The organism is Bacillus sp. MSP13, assembly GCF_000815295.1.
Taxonomy (GTDB): Bacteria; Bacillota; Bacilli; order Bacillales; family Bacillaceae; genus Bacillus; species Bacillus vallismortis.
This window is the reverse complement of record NZ_JXAQ01000004.1, coordinates 1-16,767: the sequence shown is the minus strand read 5'-3', so window position 1 is coordinate 16,767 and position 16,767 is coordinate 1. Positions and strand designations below refer to the sequence as shown.

Genomic DNA, 16,767 nt, shown 5'->3' with positions numbered 1-16,767 from the left:
CCCTTCCAAGCCTCTCTGGACTTTCATTAAAAGGTTTTAAATATGATGTTGTTCAGACGTATCCGCCTGCTCTTCTTTCGCCTGCGGAAGAATCAGGTTTAAGATGACACCGACAATCGCAGCAAGCGCCATTCCTGATACTTGGAATCCTCCTTTAGACACTTGGATAAACGCGCCTCCTACACCAATCACAAGGATAACCGATGTGATAATGAGGTTTCTGTTGTTTTCATAATCAATTTTGTTGTCAATCAGCATTCTCAGGCCGCTCGAAGCGATGATTCCGAACAGCAGGAAGGAGACGCCTCCCATGACCGCTGACGGCACTGAACTGATCAGCGCTGAGATTTTGCCGATAAAACCGAAGCATAATGCAATCACTGCAGCGCCGCCGATGACAAAGACGCTGAATACTCTTGTAATGGCCAGCACGCCAATGTTTTCTCCGTAAGTCGTTGTCGGCGGACCGCCGATCAGGGAAGCCAGAATTGTCGCCACGCTGTCACCCATGATGGAGCGATGAAGCCCCGGCTTTTTAATGAAATCTTGTCCGACAACTTTGCTTAGCACCATTTGGTGGCCGATGTGCTCAGACATTGTCACAAACGCGACAGGAACCATTGCCGCTGCGATGCCGAGTGTTATTGACGGTGAATAGTCTTTGAACGGGATGATAAATTCAGGCACTGCAAACCATTTCGCGTCAAGCACCGGCTGGAAGTTGACAATCCCTTGTGTAAGGGCAAATAGGTATCCGCCGATAATGCCAATCAGAACCGGAATCAGGCTTAAAAATCCTCGTAAGTAAATTGCGCATATAATCGTGATGGCCAACGTAACCCCTGCGACACTAAAATGCTTTAAGCTGTAGACCAATTCACTCGCGTTCGGATCAGCGTACATCGCCATGTTTACCGCAGTGCTTGCCAGCCCCAGCCCGATGACGATAATAACAGGGCCTACGACTACAGGAGGGAGAACCTTCATCAGCCAGCCTGTTCCAAGCTGCCTGATGAATAAGGCAATCAGCCCATACACTAACCCTGCAAGAAACGCTCCGACCATGGCCGCTCCCGGCCCGCCGGTCGCTTTGACCAGTATGATCGGAGAAATAAAAGCGAAAGATGAACCGAGATACGCAGGAATTTGCCCTTTCGTAATGAGAAGGTAAGCCAGTGTCCCGATGCCGCTTGTCACCAATGCCACAGCAGGACTCATTCCGACCAGCTTCGGAACCAAAATCGTTGCACCAAACATGGCAAACAAATGCTGCAGGCTGAATGAAACCCAAGAAAAAGGTGTCGGGACATCCCTGACTCCTAAATTTACTTTTTTCTTACTCATGATGATTTTCCCCCTGATTGTTAACTTTATATTAGGATGACTCAATGACTGTATAAAAAAACCTCTTTGCTATTTTTACGCAAAGAGGCATACAAAGACCTGCCGAATACGTTCGGGACTTTGTTTTTGTACCTCTTTGCAACCTCTCTGGATTGCCTTTAAAAAGGTGATCTATTATTCATTTTCATAAATGGCCACGAGATCGTTTTGATCTACCTCATGAAGCTGAACCATTACCTTTTCAGCCTTTGATGTCGGGATGTTTTTTCCGATGTAATCCGCTCGGATCGGCAGCTCCCTGTGTCCTCTGTCAACAAGCACAGCCAGCTGAATGGAGGAAGGTCTGCCCACATCAACAAGCGCATCCATACCTGCTCTCACTGTTCTTCCGGTGTACAGGACATCGTCAACGAGAATAACTTTTTGATCGTTGATGTCTACCGGAATATCTGCACCTTTCACAAGCGGCTCCTCGTTGCTCGTTTTTTTGGAAAGATCGTCTCTGTAAAGAGTAATATCAATTTCACCGACTGTTACAGGACTTCCTTCAATCTGCTCGATTCGTTCCGCAAGGCGTTTCGCCAAGTAAATTCCTCTTGTCTTGATCCCGACAAGGATGCAGTTATTCATTCCTTTATTGCGTTCGATCATTTCGTGAGCAATTCTGGTCAGCGCCCGTCTGATTGCTTGTTCGTCGAGAATGACAGCTTTTTGATTCAATGTGTGACACCTCACAGTTCATATAGAAGAAAAAACCCCTCTTGCCAGAGCATAGAGGGGTTTTAGGACAAGGTACGCGCCAACACACGCATCCTGTCTATCCGTTATCCTTCTCAGCCTCTCTGGACTATTTTAAAGAATCTATTCAGCTTCGTTTATTATTTCAGAAAAGAAACAGCCTGTCAACCGTTTTTTCTGAGGCTTTCAATTAATTCTGCCATATCGTCCGGAAGCGGCGCTTCAAATTCGACATATTCACCGGTGCGAGGATGATCAAAACCTAAAATGCCGGCGTGAAGGGCCTGGCCGTTAAAATCAATCGTTTTTCTTGGCCCGTATTTTGGATCGCCCGCTAATGGAAATCCGATATATTTCATATGCACACGAATTTGGTGCGTTCTTCCTGTTTCAAGCTGGCATTCCACCAGCGTAAAATCTTGAAAACGCTCAAGTACATGAAAATGAGTGACGGCGTTTTTGCCATCACGCGCTACAGTCATGCTTTGACGATCTTTCTTGTCCCGGCCGATCGGCGCGTCAATTGTGCCGTCATCATGAGAAATAAGCCCGTGGACAACCGCCGTATATTTACGCGTAACCGTTTTGTTGACCAATTGGTTCACGAGTGACTCATGCGCCATATCATTTTTCGCCACCATCAATAAGCCGGACGTGTCCTTATCGATTCTATGAACAATCCCCGGACGCATCACGCCATTAATGCCGGAAAGATCCGTGCAATGAGCCATAAGGCCGTTTACAAGTGTACCCGTAAGATGCCCGGGGGCTGGGTGAACAACCATTCCGCGAGGTTTATTGACGACCAGCACATCTTGGTCTTCATAGTAAATATCAAGATCCATAGGTTCTGCCAGCACGTCGAGCGCTTCCGGCTCAGGTACAGTGACGGTCACCTGATCACCCGGCTGAATTTTATAATTGGATTTTACGGGGCTTCCGTTTACGACAATTTGTCCGTCTTTCACCCATTGCTGCACCTGGGTTCTCGACCAATCATTCTCAGTCGATGCCAGAAATTTATCAATCCGCTCACTTTTTTGTTCTTCTGAGGCGGTTATATCAATTTGATTCATGCTATTGCTCCTTTTTCTTTTTCCCGCTGTCCAACAGCATTTGTATAAATAAAAGCATGACGCCGACACATAGTGAAGAGTCCGCGATATTAAAAATCGGGTAATTGTAATCCACAATGATGACATGGATAAAATCCACAACTTCCTGTCTGAAGACCCTGTCGATGAAGTTGCCGATGGCACCGCCAAGCATAAGTCCGAGAGCTACGCCAAGAAGCCTTTGTCCTTTAGTATAACGCTGTATGTAATAAACAATGCCAATAATAACCGCGGTTGTAATGAGGTAGAAAAACCACATCTGACCGGCCAATATCCCCCATGCAGCACCCGTATTGCGATGGGAGGTGATATAGAATACCTGATCAATGATCGGAATGCTTTGTCCAAGCTCCATGTTCTTGACGACTAGCCATTTTGTCAATTGATCGGCTGCAATAATAAGAAGTGCAATGATATAATACAGCACAAACGTTCCTCCAGTTTACGGTTACTTTAATCCATTATGCATTTTATCAATAAAAAGCACCGGAGTAAAGATATATCAGGCATATAAACCAGACAGGCACTGTTATTCATACAGTGCCTGTCCATATTCGATATCCGTTGATTTCCACAGCGGAAGCGTTTTTTTTTCAAATTGGACAGAATAAAGAAAATCGTTTGCTGTACGGGCTGTCGGCAGTACAGCAAGCTTTGAAAGAGGAATGGGAGCCCCGGATTCTTCACAATATCCGAATGTGCCGTTTTCGATTTTAGACAAAGCGAGAAGAACGTCTTGAAGCTCTTCTTTAATGTGATAGACCAGAGTTGCTTTTTGTTTATGATTGATTGCTGCTTGCGGGCTTGTTGAAGCCTGAAAGCAAGAATACTCAAATAATCTCGACTGTAATTCTTCTTTCATTAGAAGAAGTTCCGTATAAATTGCGGTCAGTTGATCATTCATTCATCACAACTCCTGCTCTTAACGTAATACCTATATTGTTGCCTGTGAATGATGATCTAAAGCCCATAAGATTTTTCCTGCCGTTCTAAACGATGTCACTCTTGGCACAAAAAAAGCCCGGCTTTTACGCCAGGCTATTTTTCATTAATTTTGATAGTATTTTTCAACGATTTCAGCGTTTCGCAATGAAAGTGTAGGATATTTCGGATTTGCCCCCACGTCTTTTGAAATTACTCGGGATCTCTCACACATTTCGCCTTCGGCTTTCTCGACAGCGATTTTACCTGTCGCGAAGCTTTGCGTATCGTTCGGCGCTTCATTTTCTTCGCTGATTGTCAGTTCAGAAACAATAAACAGCTGAGAAAGATTTTCTTTAATCGAAGCCAAGAGCTCTTGGTTTTCTTTGTTTGGATACAATTTCAAGTTCGCTTCCAATGATTTACCGATAATTTTTTCATTCCGGGCAGTTTCTAACGCTTTTAGCACATCGTCACGGAAAGTCAAAAAGCGGTCAAATTTATCTTCTGTCGCTTCACTGTTTGGAACCGCGATTGTTTCCGGCATATCTGTCAGCTGAACGCTCTGCTCTTCAACAAATGCTAAATGAGCCCATAATTCGTCAGCGGTATGAGGAAGGATAGGCGCTGAAAGCTTCACTAATGCTAGAAGCGTTTCATAGAATACCGTCTGCATGCTGCGTCTGTCCGGATGATCCGCATGCTCGATGTAGACAATATCTTTTGCAAAATCAAGATAGAATGAGCTCAATTCGATTGTGCAGAAATTATGGATGCTGTGGTATACAACCGCAAATTCATACTCATCATACGCTTTTTTCACTTTGTCAATCAGTTTGTTCAGCTTAATCAGCATATACTGATCCACTTCGCGAAGATCTTCGACAGCCACCGCATTCGTTTTTGGATCAAAATCGAATAGGTTGCCGTGAAGGAAACGGAACGTATTGCGGATTTTACGGTATACTTCAGCAACCTGCTTTAGAATTGCGTCTGACACGCGAACGTCCGCCTGATAATCAACTGAAGACACCCATAATCTCAAGATATCGGCACCAAGCTGTTTCATGACTTTAGCTGGTACAACGACGTTACCGATTGATTTACTCATCTTGCGCCCTTCTCCATCCAATGCGAAACCATGGCTGAGCACACCTTTATATGGCGCCTTTCCTGTTACGGCTACCGCTGTAGAAAGAGATGAGTTAAACCAGCCGCGATATTGGTCAGATCCTTCAAGGTATAAATCAGCCGGGCGAACGAGGTCTTCACGCTCTTCAAGCACCGCTTGATGGGAAGAGCCTGAATCAAACCAAACATCCATGATGTCCTGTTCTTTTGTGAACGTGCCGTTCGGGCTGCCAGGATGCGTAAAGCCTTCCGGAAGAAGATCCTTCGCTTCTTTTTCAAACCAGATGTTTGATCCGTGCTGTCTGAACAATTCAGAAACATGTTCAATGGTTTCATCTGTAATAATCGGTTCTCCGTTTTCAGCATAGAAAACCGGGATCGGCACACCCCACGCACGCTGTCTGGAAATACACCAGTCTCCGCGGTCACGAACCATGTTGTGCAAACGCTGCTCGCCCCATTCAGGGACCCATTTGGTTTCTTTAATGGCATCCAGCAGGTCTGACCTGAAATCTTTAATTGAAGCAAACCATTGCGCTGTCGCTCTGAAAATGGTTGGTTTTTTTGTTCTCCAATCGTGCGGATAAGAGTGGGTGATGAATTCAAGCTTCACAAGCGCGCCTTTTTCATCAAGCTGCTGTGTGATCGCTTTGTTCGCATCATCATAGAACATGCCTTCAAAGCCTGGTGCTTCGCTTGTCATGACACCTTTTGCATCAACCGGGCATAGCACATCTAAGCCGTATTTTTGGCCGATGATAAAGTCATCTTCCCCGTGTCCCGGAGCTGTATGAACACAGCCTGTTCCGGCATCAGTTGTTACGTGTTCGCCAAGCATTACAAGAGAGTCTCTGCCATATAGCGGGTGTTCGGCGACAATGTTCTCAAGATCATTCCCTTTGATCGTTCTTGTCACTTCATACTGATCAAATCCACATGCAGACGCCACATTTTCGACTAAAGCACTTGCTACAACAAAACGATCTTCCCCTACTGCAATCACGCTGTACTCAAGGTCAGGGTGCACCGAAATTCCGAGGTTCGCCGGAATTGTCCAAGGCGTTGTTGTCCAAATGATGATGCGCTCGCCGTTGTCCAGAACGCCTTTTCCGTCTTTTACACCGAAAGCAACGTAAATAGATGCAGAGCGTTTGTCTTGATATTCGATCTCGGCTTCAGCCAATGCAGACTCACTTGAAGGTGACCAGTTAACCGGTTTAAGACCTTTATAAATGTAGCCTCGTTTTGCCATCTCACCAAATACGCGGATTTGCTGCGCTTCGTATTCCGGTTTTAATGTCACATATGGGTTTTCCCAATCACCGCGAACACCAAGACGCTTGAACTGCTCACGCTGTCCCTCGATTTGCTTCCAAGCGTACTCTTCGCACAGTTTACGGAATTCCGCTACAGACATTTCTTTGCGGTTGACTTTTTTGTTTTTTGTAAGGGCTGTTTCAATCGGCAACCCGTGTGTATCCCAGCCCGGTACATACGGCGCGTTGTAGCCGCTCATTGACTTATAGCGGACAATAAAGTCCTTTAAAATCTTGTTAAGCGCGTGTCCCATATGGATATCGCCGTTTGCATACGGAGGTCCGTCATGTAAAACAAATTTCGGGCGGTCTTTCGTCCGTTCTTGCACAAGACGGTAGATATCCTCTTCTTCCCATTTCTTTTGCATATCAGGCTCACGATTTGGCAAATTTCCTCGCATCGGGAAATCTGTTTTCGGCATTAAGAGCGTGTCTTTAAAATCCATTTTCATTCCTCCACTGCATTTTTTCAGAAAATAAAAAAAGCCCTCTCATCCCATAAGGGACGAGAAAGCTTATCTCGCGGTACCACCCTTTTAGAAAAAGCAAACAGGCGCTTTTTCCTCTTGAGCATCGTAACGTGATGAGCGTCCTAACCTACTGATAGTTCAGAAAGGAAACTTAAGGGCTGATCTACATGATTCCGGCCATCCCGGACTCTCACCATCTCCGGGTCGCTATGAAGGCCTGAAGGAAACATGACTGTCCCTTTCAACCGTCTTTTCATCTGAATTTATGAACGTATTATATTCGACAAGCTCGGAACATGTCAAGGCAATCAGAGAATTTATTCCTTTTCCTCAAATACTGCGTCGACTTCATACTCAAGCAGATGATCCCAATCGTCATTTTTCAGAAGATCGAGCTGAGCTTCAATCAGCATTTGGAAACGTGTTCTGAATACTTTAGACTGTTTTTTCAGCTCTTCAATTTCCATGGCGATTTTTCTTGATTTTGATAAAGATTCGTTAATAATGCGATCAGCGTTTTTCTCCGCTTCCCGAACGATCAGCTTTGCTTCTTTTTGAGAATTGCGTTTTACGTCTTCAGCCGCCTCTTGAGCAACTAAAATCGATTTATTCAGCGTTTCTTCAATATTGGCAAAGTGTCCGATTCTTTCATCAAGTTCATTGACTTTCGCTTCCAGCTCCGTTTTCTTACGGAGAACAATTTCGTAATCTTTTCTGACTTGCGCTAGAAATTCATTTACTTCATCTTCATCATATCCGCGAAAACTTTTTGTAAACGTCTTGTTGTGAATATCATTTGGCGTTAATGGCATGATGCCACCTCCATTTTTACATTTCAGTACAGTTATCTAGTTCACATTATAAAGCAAATTTCGCACAGATGGAGAAAAAAACTGAAAAACCGACTATTTTTGTCGCTCAAACGTTACTCTCCATTTGTCTTTTTTGGTTTTTCCTTCGATTTTTGTTAAGCTGCAGCGGCCAAAACCTCTGATAGACAGCATGTCCCCTTCTGCCACTATGTATGAAGGATCTTCAACTACCTTCCAGTTCACTTTCACGAGTCCGTTTTTCACAAGCGTCTGTGATTTTTGGCGGGATTGTCTGCTCATAGAGGCGCAGACGGCGTCAAGCCTTAAAGAAGAAACCGTGTCATCTCTTATTTCGACATCAACTGCTGGAATGTTAAGGTCTGACAAGTCAATTTTCTCTAGGCTGACCGCCGCTTTCCCTGCTTGGGTCAGCTGTGCCGCCACAAAATCAGCAGTATCGGCTGAGACAATCAATTGCACTGCCGTCTCAGAAAACACGAGATCACCAAACTTTTGCCGCTTTAAGCCTATGCCCATCAATGCACCAAGCAGAGCACGGTGATCTACTGAGACAAATTTTTCAGCGTACCGGACGTGAAACGCCTGCAATTCAAAATCCGGCTCTTCCGGAGTGATGTACTCTGGATACAGGATCGCCCGTTTCCGCTCCGCTCTGTCATAGCCGCCGGAAAAAGCAAGTCCAACGTCGGCCTGTCCCGTAACAGCAGAGAGGATGACCTGCTCTCGAGGGTCTAAAAAGTCGGTCAGCTTCATTCTGTACTGTTCCTGGACAATTCTTTTCCATTCGAGCGCCTGGTCTATAAAGGCCCGCTCGTCTTTTCTGAAGTGCTGATAGATATCGCTCATCATCTTTCCCTTCTATGTAAAGAGGCTTGGCTGCTGCCAAGCCCCTATCAAACTGTCACTTTAAAACGCAATCATGCGATAAAGCCCCCACAAGCCGGTTGTCGCAAACCGAAGCACAAGAATAGCCACAATCGGTGAAATATCGAGCATTCCGATTGGCGGGATGATTTTTCTAAATGGTTCGAGATACGGTTCACAAATCTGGGCTAAAAACCGCCCGACCGCTGTTTCTCTTGTACTCGGCACCCATGACATGAAAATATATATGATCAGGGCAAATGAGTATATTGTAATTAATAAGCTTAAAACCGAAAAAACTTGATAAAGGATCATCTCGCTTTACCACCTCTGATGTTCGTCTTCAGATATGAGCTCAGAAATTGTGCCTGATACATCTACGTTGTCAGGCGTGCAGAGAAAAATATCAGAGCCGATCCTTTGAATATCGCCGCCGATGGCATAAACGGTTCCGCTTAAAAAGTCAACAATTCGCTTAGCCTGGTCATGCTGGATCCGCTGAAGATTGACGACAACTGCCCGCCGGTTTTTCAAATGGTCTGCTATTTCCTGCGCCTCCGCATAAACGCGCGGCTCACTCAACACCACTTTAGAGGATTTCTGAACACTTTGCAAGCTCACTACATTCTGTTTGCCTGCAGGTTTTTGGGCAGCGTAAGCCGGCTTTTCTTTTTGCTCCTGCTCCCCGTCAGATTCCCGCTCTGTCTCAATATATTCATATTCGTATTCTTCATCTTCCATTGAGAAAAAGTTTTTCAGTTTATTTTTCATACTCATTGCTGTACACCCCCTGTTTCATTTCCGACTAACGATGAGCCGATTCTAATATAAGTAGCCCCTTCTTCAATTGCCATTTCAAAATCATTTGACATGCCCATCGACAGTTCTGTACACGGAGCGTTCGGCTGTTTTAGCTCCTGAACCTGGTCACGGAGTTCTCTCAGCTCTTTGAAACAGCTTCTGATCTGATCTTGATCATCAGTCAGCGGAGCCATTGTCATCAGTCCGGCCACAACGATATGGCCAAAACCGGAAAGCTCCTGTATGAATGGAATGACTTCCTCTTTTTTTATGCCGTGTTTAGAAGGCTCAAGAGAGGTATTGACCTGCACAAAGCACTTGACAGTACCTTCAGCCCGTTTTTCAATTTCTTTCGCTAATGAGAGCCGGTCTAAGGAATGGATATAAGAAACCGCATTGACAACGGCTTTTGCTTTTCTTGATTGCAGACTGCCGATAAAATGCCATTCCGGATTCCCTTTTATGATTTCCTGTTTGCGGAGCAGTTCCGCGTCCCGGTTCTCTCCGAGGCAGGTGATGCCCGCATCCACTGCCTCCTGTGCTCTTTCAGGCGATACATATTTTGTGACTGCAATAACCGTAACTTCATCGGAGCTGCGGCCCGATCTGTTACATGCTTCGTTTATTCGTTCGTTTATATGTCGTAAATGATCAACAACACGCAAGATCTTTTATGCCTCCTTCATTCCGATAAAGGACATCATCCGTCCAGTTTTCCCCTGATCGCGGCGGTGTGAATAGAAAAGAGACGGCTCACTTTCCGTGCATAAACCGCTGACAGAGATCTGTTCATTTGCCAAACCGCTGTCGATCAGTATGAGGCGGTTCAGTTCTTTCAAGTCAAGCTGATATTGTCCCTGTCCCGTCTGATTTACGGCACGTTCTGCCGAAACCGGCAATGCGCGGACAGCATCCATAACTCGATCGTCTACCGTATAGCATGCTCCGCCGATAGACGGTCCAATCACAGCATAAATATCTGAAGGATTTGAACCTTCCTGTTCGGCCCATTGCTTCACCATTTCTCTGCCAATCTGTTTAACAGTGCCTTTCCACCCGGCATGGGCAACCCCGACAAGCGATGTAACCGGATCATAAAAGAAAAGAGGCACACAATCAGCAAAGCATAATGCCAAAAATACATTCTTTTCATTTGTATAGAGCCCGTCTGTTGCTTTTAAAGCTGTCTGGTACTCACGGGCGCCTTTTCCCCTATCACTGTGCGTCACTTTTTGGACGCGATTATCGTGTGTCTGATCAGCAAATACCCAAGACTGCAAATCAATATTAAACATATCGGCAATATATTCACGATTTTTAACTACATCTGCATCTTTGTCATGAACGTGCAATCCTGTATTTAACGATTCAAAAGGCTTCTGGCTGACACCGCCGTTTTTCGTTGTAAACCCGGCGATGACTTCTCTGTCGTTTTGAATCGCTTGTGTCCAGTCTTGTATCATGAGTGTCGAGGGTGTGGTAAGACTGAATGGGTGATATGTATTCATGGTGATCCAACCTTTCGACAAACATTAAAAAAAGCGGAATTTCCCACTTATTTTACCACATCTTTCAGCATTCGTTGAGCGCCGATTTGCATATTTCTAAATGAAATGTGCCGAAAAAATCTAGCTTCCGGCATTTGCCAATCAATGGCAGACAAAACAGGTTATGCATGCGGCTCACTTAATCGGACCAAGATCACATCTTCCCCGATTTTTACTATATTTCGCCATGGAATGACCAATTCCTCTTCTTTTCCAAAAAATCCGAGAACTTTGCCATTTCCTCCTAGTATGATTGCCTGAATTTTGCCTGTGGTCACATTGATATCGATATCGCCAATGCTCCCCAGCTTTTTTCCGTTTGAGACATTGACGACATCCTTCACCTGAAATTCAGAAATGCTGATCATTCCATCACGTCCTTTTTCCGTCCTTTGTTCAAGTATATGAACGGGCGGGCTGAACCTTGTCAGCAAGAAGAAATTTTCATGGTTACTGTTCTTTTATACCGCTGCACCACCTGATAATAAAATCAAGCATGATTTTTGTGTAATCTATCAGCTGCTCAATCGATACCTCCTCGTTCACAGAGTGTGCATTGTGCAGATCACCAGGACCGTAGATCACGCTTGGTATGCCGGCATTATACAGCCACCCCCCGTCTGTAACGGATTGAGAAACGTCCATAACCGGACGCTCCCGTTTCACCTCCTCATGAGACGCCGTAAGCGCTAAGACGCCTGGGTGGTATGGGTCAACTTTCAGTGCCGGGAAAATTTCTCCTCTGTCTTCAATCATAGATGAGCCTCCCCACTGAAAAACAGGGCGGTTTTCCCTCAGCCAAATATCACTGTCACTCAGGCGATTGATGTAATCTTCTATTTCCGCTGCCACTTGTTCATGGGTTTCATTCGGGTAAAAATGGACTGTGATCCATAGCCGGCACTCGTCCGCTATAAAAGCGGCATGTCTGCCGCCTTCTATGACAGCCGGGTTAATCGTATTTGTGCCTGGTGTAAAACCGGGATAACTTTTCATAATGGACCAGTGGCGTTCTAGTTCACCGAGCCCCGCAATGATTTTTGCCATTTTTTCAATTGCACTTGCTCCGAATGTTCCCCCGCCTGCGTGAATCATATTCCGCCTTGTGGCATCATGAAACGTTTGGCTGCTTTTGATTTCAATCCAGCCTGTAATGACTCCGCCTTGGCCTTGTATATGCATATCACTCGTATCCGCCACAACTGCAAAATCAGCATGATAGCCCCTCTTGCAGCATTCAAGCGTGCCGGCTTCTCCAACTTCCTCCCCGATCACCGATTGCAGAATCAAGTCACCGGGAAGTTCAATACCGGCTTCACGAATCAATTTCACCGCAAACAGCACACACGCCATTCCGCCTTTCATATCAGAAGCGCCCCGCCCGATTAAGAGACCGTTTTTTTCAATTGGGTGAAATGGATCATCCTCCCACTCCTCATCCTCTTTTACCTCTGCCACATCTACATGGCCATTGATGATCAAGCTATGGTAATCTGCTGAATCTGTTCCCTTTAGCAAGCCTACAACATTGGGGTCTCCCGGGTACACGTCCCATTTGTCGATCAAGAATCCATTTTTCTTTAAAAATTCTGCAACCCATGACTGAATGCCGGCTGTATTTCTTGCAGGCGGAGCAGGTGTTTTATAGGAAATCAGCGTTTTTGCTAGCTGAATAAGCTCCTCCTTTTGATCTTCCGCTCTTTTTATCAGAGAGTCTATTTGTGGCTTCATGTCATCCGCTCCTTTTTTAAAAAATCAAAAAGCCGTTTCACATGTATGAAACGGCTTCATCAAAATAAACAGAGTCCTATGCACTCCGAATTTTTCACCGCTTCCCTCCGCTGGCATGATCCAGATCAGGTCAAAAGGGTTGAGACCTATGTCTCTCTCAGCTTCGAAAAGCACCCCTAGGATGAATCAATATGAGTTTGTCAGGCATTCGTGATCGGCTCAGCTCTTGTTAAATACGGCCGACCCTGATTCCATAATACATGGATTGGCGTATCAAAAAAAGCGGAAAGTATATGATCAGTAAGCATTTCCTTCATTTCTCCCGATCGAAAGACCTCTCCCTGTTTTAATAAAAGGGCTTTGTCAAAAACCGGCAAAATTTCTTCCGCATGATGAGTCACGTAAAGGATCGATGGCGCATTTTCTTTACTTGCAATGTATGTAATCGTATCTAACAGATTTTCCCGGGCAATAAAATCCAGCCCTGTCACTGGTTCGTCCAGTATCAACAGCTCAGGATCGGCCATTAGCGCTCTTGCAATCAAAGCTCTTTGTTTTTCTCCTTGAGAAAGCGTCTCATAACGGCGATCCGCATATTCAATTGCTCCCAAGTCCTCTAACAAACCGATCGCTTTTTCCCTGATTTGCGCACTTGGCGTTTCATATAATCCAATTGAAGCGTAAGCTCCGCTCAAAGCAATTTCAAATGCAGAATCTGCCGGATAAAATTTTTGCTGAAGTGCAGCTGAGACGAGGCCGATTTTCCGTCTAAGCTTCTCCCCAAGCTCCGTTTTGCCAAATTCATGGCCAAGCACCTCCATCTCGCCTGATGTTGGAAAATAATAAGAGCAAAGCATATGTAACAGCGCGGTCTTGCCGGCCCCATTCAGCCCGTAAAGCACCCAATTTTCCTTTTCTTCCACCTTCCAATGAACATCTTTCAGTATCCATTTTCCATTTCGTTTTAGTGAGACATTGTCAAGCTGCAAAATCATCGTGGTCCCCCTCTTTACTGCCTTTGGTAATTGTTTAAATTTTCTAAAACTTCGTACAAACTAGGATACCTTATTTATTCCAAGACGTAAACCACGTGCAATCAATAGAAAAGCCTTTAAAACAAAAACTGTTTTAAAGGCTTTTCATTATTGGTGAATATTCTTATTCATTTGTTTGATAGCCGCTTTTTCAAGCCTGGACACCTGAGCTTGGGAAATCCCAATTTCCTCGGCTACTTCCATTTGTGTTTTCCCTTGGAAGAACCGTTTTCTCAAAATCATTTTTTCCCTATCATTCAGCCTTCTCATGCCCTCTTTTAAAGCTAGCTCTTCAATCCATTGTGAATCTTTATTGCGCTCATCACTAATTTGGTCCATTACATAGATCGGATCTCCGCCATCGTTATAGATCGGCTCAAATAGAGAAACAGGATCCTGGATGGCATCGAGCGCAAATACGATTTCCTCATGCGGTACTTCAAGAACTTTTGCGATGTCTTCTGCAGTCGGCTCCTTGCTTGTCTCACTGATTAACCGCTCTCTTACCTGAAGTGCCTTGTAAGCGATATCCCGGAGTGATCTTGAAACACGAATCGGGTTATTATCGCGTAAATACCTGCGGATTTCTCCGATAATCATAGGTACAGCGTATGTTGAAAACTTAACATTGTGGCTTAGGTCAAAATTATCAATGGATTTCATTAGTCCGATGCAGCCGACCTGAAATAAGTCATCAACATACTCTCCTCTGTTATTAAATCTTTGAATGACACTTAAGACAAGACGCAAGTTCCCGTTTACAAGTTTTTCTCTCGCTGAATCATCGCCTTCATCCTGCAGCTGCCTAAACAGCTTTCTCATCTCTTCATTCTTGAGTACTGGTAATTTGGAGGTATCCACCCCGCAGATTTCGACTTTATTTCTCGACACTTTTTTCCCTCCCTACAGGAGCTGCTGTACAACGTTAAGTATCTCCTTGGGTGGGAAAAATATGCACTGCACGGAGACCGAAAAACAGTCGAATCCAGGAAATCCCTGTCAAATCAAGGGGTTCCAAACCACAAAAATTTTTACACCATTTTGTTGAACTCTTTTCTCAGTCTTTTTATAATTCTTTTCTCCAGACGCGAAATATAGGACTGAGAAATTCCCATCATATCCGCTACATCCTTTTGGGTCTTTTCTTCTTCACCGACAAGCCCAAACCGCAGCTCCATGATTTGCTTTTCCCTCTCATTAAGCTGTTCAAGCGCTTTTTTCAAAAGCTTTTTATCTACATTTGCTTCTATGTCTTTTGTGATAATGTCATCGTCAGTGCCCAGCACATCAGAAAGCAAAAGCTCATTGCCGTCCCAATCAATATTTAGCGGCTCATCAAAGGAAACCTCTGACCGGATTTTGTTGTTTCTTCTTAAATACATGAGGATTTCATTTTCTATACAGCGTGAGGCATAGGTCGCCAGCTTGATTTTCTTTTCTGGATTGAATGTATTCACAGCTTTGATTAATCCGATGGTGCCGATGCTGATTAAATCCTCTATATTAATTCCCGTATTTTCGAATTTACGGGCGATATAGACGACGAGGCGCAAATTGCGTTCAATCAAAATGGCGCGAGCCGCCTGATCGCCGTTTGGGAGCTTCATTAACAGAACCTGTTCCTCATCTTTAGATAATGGAGGCGGCAGGGCTTCACTCCCGCCTATGTAATAGACTTCATCACTTTTCAGCCCAAGTTTCATCAGCAGCTTATACCAGAGGTGCGTCAATCGCAATTTCAGTTTTTTCATCTTCCTCTCCCTTCTAAATGTCACGTCATTTGAGTATGATAAGTAACGGACATTTGCGAACATTATGAAACGTGTTTGATGGCCTTGCCCGAAAGCATTTTCGGATGAATAATGGCGTCAAACTCTCCATCTGCTGATAGCTTTGTTGTGCTGATTCCGATTAAGCATTTATCCGCAGAAATCATTTCTTCTTTTGTCATAATTGTTACGTGATCCGGTTTAACGCATAATAAAAATTGATTTTGCTGACCTACTCCCCTATATGGAATCAGCCTCAGTTTATCTAAAAATCGAAACGAATCATCGAGCTGTTGGGTGGCTTCCAATGGATCTGTGTTTCGAATGATCATTGTTTCGGCTTCTCCGAAAATCGATTCCAGTTTATCAATGTGAATAATCATGACCGGCGTTTTAGTAAGCGGATCGTACAACTGATTACCAGAATCAACCATCCCTCTAGCATGAAGCGTTTGCCCGCCTAAATCCGCCTGAATGCTGACTCGTTCCTCATACTGAATGTTTTTTGTATCAATATCTTCAATTCTTCTCTTAGAAAAAAACCACAATGCTGGAAAGCCAGCAACAATAAACAACCAGCTGATCGGGTCTCCAAACCCAGTTTGATTGGTGATCATGACACCGTCTCGAATAACGGAATTGGTCTGCAGCAAAGAATGGGCACCAATAATTCCTCCCCCCATTAAAAAAGTGGCAAAATAAAAGGAAAACAAATTTTGAAAGAAATAACGAAATCTTTTAAAGCCAAATGTCACCATCACAATAACAACTGAAAAAGCCAGCTTGCCGGCCGGGTGTTCAACAATTGGCGAAAAAGGAGTAAACACCAACACGACAATACTTGAACCGATGAACGCTCCTCCTATCACTCTTCTTTTTTTCACATGCCGTTTTAAAATAAATGCCGTGAGCAAAAGCAAAAGCGCATCAAAACAAAAGTTTAACAGCCAAATGACATCTAAATAGATTTTCACATCTGACTCCTTTCTTGCATCACGCTGCTCCCCTTCTAGTTTCATAGTATAAATCAAGCTCTGTGGGAAAGTCTGTCAGTTAATGTTGAGAGGAAAATACAATTTTTCAGAGATATCTGCTTAATTTGTCGAGGGAATAAATGAGAGTATAGATAAAAAAGCTGCCGTTGACCGGCAGG

The 16,767-nt window shown here is 44.4% G+C and carries 18 protein-coding genes, 1 riboswitch and 1 other annotated feature; all 18 genes read right to left on the bottom strand.

The window, feature by feature from the left end:
• Positions 1 to 36 precede the first annotated feature (36 nt).
• The gene (gene pyrP, locus SC79_RS03460) at positions 37 to 1,344 is read right to left on the bottom strand and encodes a uracil permease PyrP (protein WP_039073903.1); all 1,308 of its coding nucleotides are present in this window, start codon (positions 1,342 to 1,344) and stop codon (positions 37 to 39) included.
• 174 nt (positions 1,345 to 1,518) lie between these two features.
• Positions 1,519 to 2,064: a bifunctional pyrimidine operon transcriptional regulator/uracil phosphoribosyltransferase gene (gene pyrR, locus SC79_RS03455; RefSeq protein WP_010327919.1), complete on the bottom strand. Its 546-nt coding sequence runs from the start codon at positions 2,062 to 2,064 to the stop codon at positions 1,519 to 1,521.
• A gap of 182 nt (positions 2,065 to 2,246) precedes the next feature.
• Positions 2,247 to 3,158, bottom strand: a complete 912-nt coding sequence (locus SC79_RS03450) for an RluA family pseudouridine synthase (RefSeq protein WP_010327920.1) — start codon at positions 3,156 to 3,158, stop codon at positions 2,247 to 2,249.
• 1 nt (position 3,159) lies between these two features.
• Complete coding sequence (gene lspA, locus SC79_RS03445) at positions 3,160 to 3,624, bottom strand: signal peptidase II (protein ID WP_010327921.1); 465 nt, start codon at positions 3,622 to 3,624, stop codon at positions 3,160 to 3,162.
• Positions 3,625 to 3,726: 102 nt separating this feature from the next.
• The gene (gene ylyA, locus SC79_RS03440; RefSeq protein ID WP_039073902.1) at positions 3,727 to 4,101 is read right to left on the bottom strand and encodes a sporulation-related RNA polymerase-binding protein YlyA; all 375 of its coding nucleotides are present in this window, start codon (positions 4,099 to 4,101) and stop codon (positions 3,727 to 3,729) included.
• 144 nt (positions 4,102 to 4,245) lie between these two features.
• Positions 4,246 to 7,011 (bottom strand): isoleucine--tRNA ligase, encoded by a 2,766-nt coding sequence (ileS, locus tag SC79_RS03435; protein ID WP_039073901.1) that lies wholly within the window; start codon positions 7,009 to 7,011, stop codon positions 4,246 to 4,248.
• 52 nt (positions 7,012 to 7,063) lie between these two features.
• Positions 7,064 to 7,290 (bottom strand) — a binding site (T-box leader).
• A 62-nt stretch (positions 7,291 to 7,352) separates the two neighbouring features.
• Positions 7,353 to 7,847, bottom strand: coding sequence for a septum site-determining protein DivIVA (gene divIVA, locus SC79_RS03430; RefSeq protein WP_003221468.1), 495 nt, complete (start codon positions 7,845 to 7,847; stop codon positions 7,353 to 7,355).
• Positions 7,848 to 7,940: 93 nt separating this feature from the next.
• Entirely contained in the window at positions 7,941 to 8,714 is a 774-nt protein-coding gene (locus SC79_RS03425) for a YlmH family RNA-binding protein (RefSeq protein WP_039073900.1), read from the bottom strand.
• A gap of 60 nt (positions 8,715 to 8,774) precedes the next feature.
• The gene (locus tag SC79_RS03420; protein WP_010327925.1) at positions 8,775 to 9,047 is read right to left on the bottom strand and encodes a YggT family protein; all 273 of its coding nucleotides are present in this window, start codon (positions 9,045 to 9,047) and stop codon (positions 8,775 to 8,777) included.
• A gap of 6 nt (positions 9,048 to 9,053) precedes the next feature.
• A complete protein-coding gene (sepF, locus tag SC79_RS03415; protein ID WP_010327926.1) occupies positions 9,054 to 9,509 on the bottom strand; it encodes a cell division protein SepF in 456 nt (151 codons plus the stop codon).
• Complete coding sequence (locus tag SC79_RS03410) at positions 9,506 to 10,198, bottom strand: YggS family pyridoxal phosphate-dependent enzyme (protein WP_039073899.1); 693 nt, start codon at positions 10,196 to 10,198, stop codon at positions 9,506 to 9,508. The genes sepF and SC79_RS03410 overlap by 4 nt, the downstream gene beginning before the upstream one ends.
• Positions 10,199 to 10,204: 6 nt before the next feature.
• Positions 10,205 to 11,041 (bottom strand): peptidoglycan editing factor PgeF, encoded by an 837-nt coding sequence (pgeF, locus tag SC79_RS03405; protein WP_039073898.1) that lies wholly within the window; start codon positions 11,039 to 11,041, stop codon positions 10,205 to 10,207.
• A 161-nt stretch (positions 11,042 to 11,202) separates the two neighbouring features.
• Positions 11,203 to 11,448: a YlmC/YmxH family sporulation protein gene (locus SC79_RS03400; protein WP_003232153.1), complete on the bottom strand. Its 246-nt coding sequence runs from the start codon at positions 11,446 to 11,448 to the stop codon at positions 11,203 to 11,205.
• An 82-nt stretch (positions 11,449 to 11,530) separates the two neighbouring features.
• A complete protein-coding gene (locus SC79_RS03395) occupies positions 11,531 to 12,811 on the bottom strand; it encodes an acetylornithine deacetylase (RefSeq protein ID WP_039073897.1) in 1,281 nt (426 codons plus the stop codon).
• Positions 12,812 to 12,896: 85 nt separating this feature from the next.
• Positions 12,897 to 12,999: riboswitch (TPP riboswitch) on the bottom strand.
• Positions 13,000 to 13,011: 12 nt separating this feature from the next.
• Positions 13,012 to 13,806 carry an ABC transporter ATP-binding protein gene (locus tag SC79_RS03390; RefSeq protein ID WP_039073896.1) on the bottom strand — a complete coding sequence of 265 codons (795 nt, stop codon included), beginning with the start codon at positions 13,804 to 13,806 and terminating at the stop codon, positions 13,012 to 13,014.
• A 147-nt stretch (positions 13,807 to 13,953) separates the two neighbouring features.
• Positions 13,954 to 14,736: an RNA polymerase sporulation sigma factor SigG gene (sigG, locus tag SC79_RS03385; protein WP_003221449.1), complete on the bottom strand. Its 783-nt coding sequence runs from the start codon at positions 14,734 to 14,736 to the stop codon at positions 13,954 to 13,956.
• Positions 14,737 to 14,876: 140 nt separating this feature from the next.
• Entirely contained in the window at positions 14,877 to 15,596 is a 720-nt protein-coding gene (sigE, locus tag SC79_RS03380; RefSeq protein WP_003221446.1) for an RNA polymerase sporulation sigma factor SigE, read from the bottom strand.
• 62 nt (positions 15,597 to 15,658) lie between these two features.
• Positions 15,659 to 16,588, bottom strand: a complete 930-nt coding sequence (gene spoIIGA, locus SC79_RS03375; RefSeq protein WP_039073895.1) for a sigma-E processing peptidase SpoIIGA — start codon at positions 16,586 to 16,588, stop codon at positions 15,659 to 15,661.
• Positions 16,589 to 16,767: the final 179 nt, after the last annotated feature.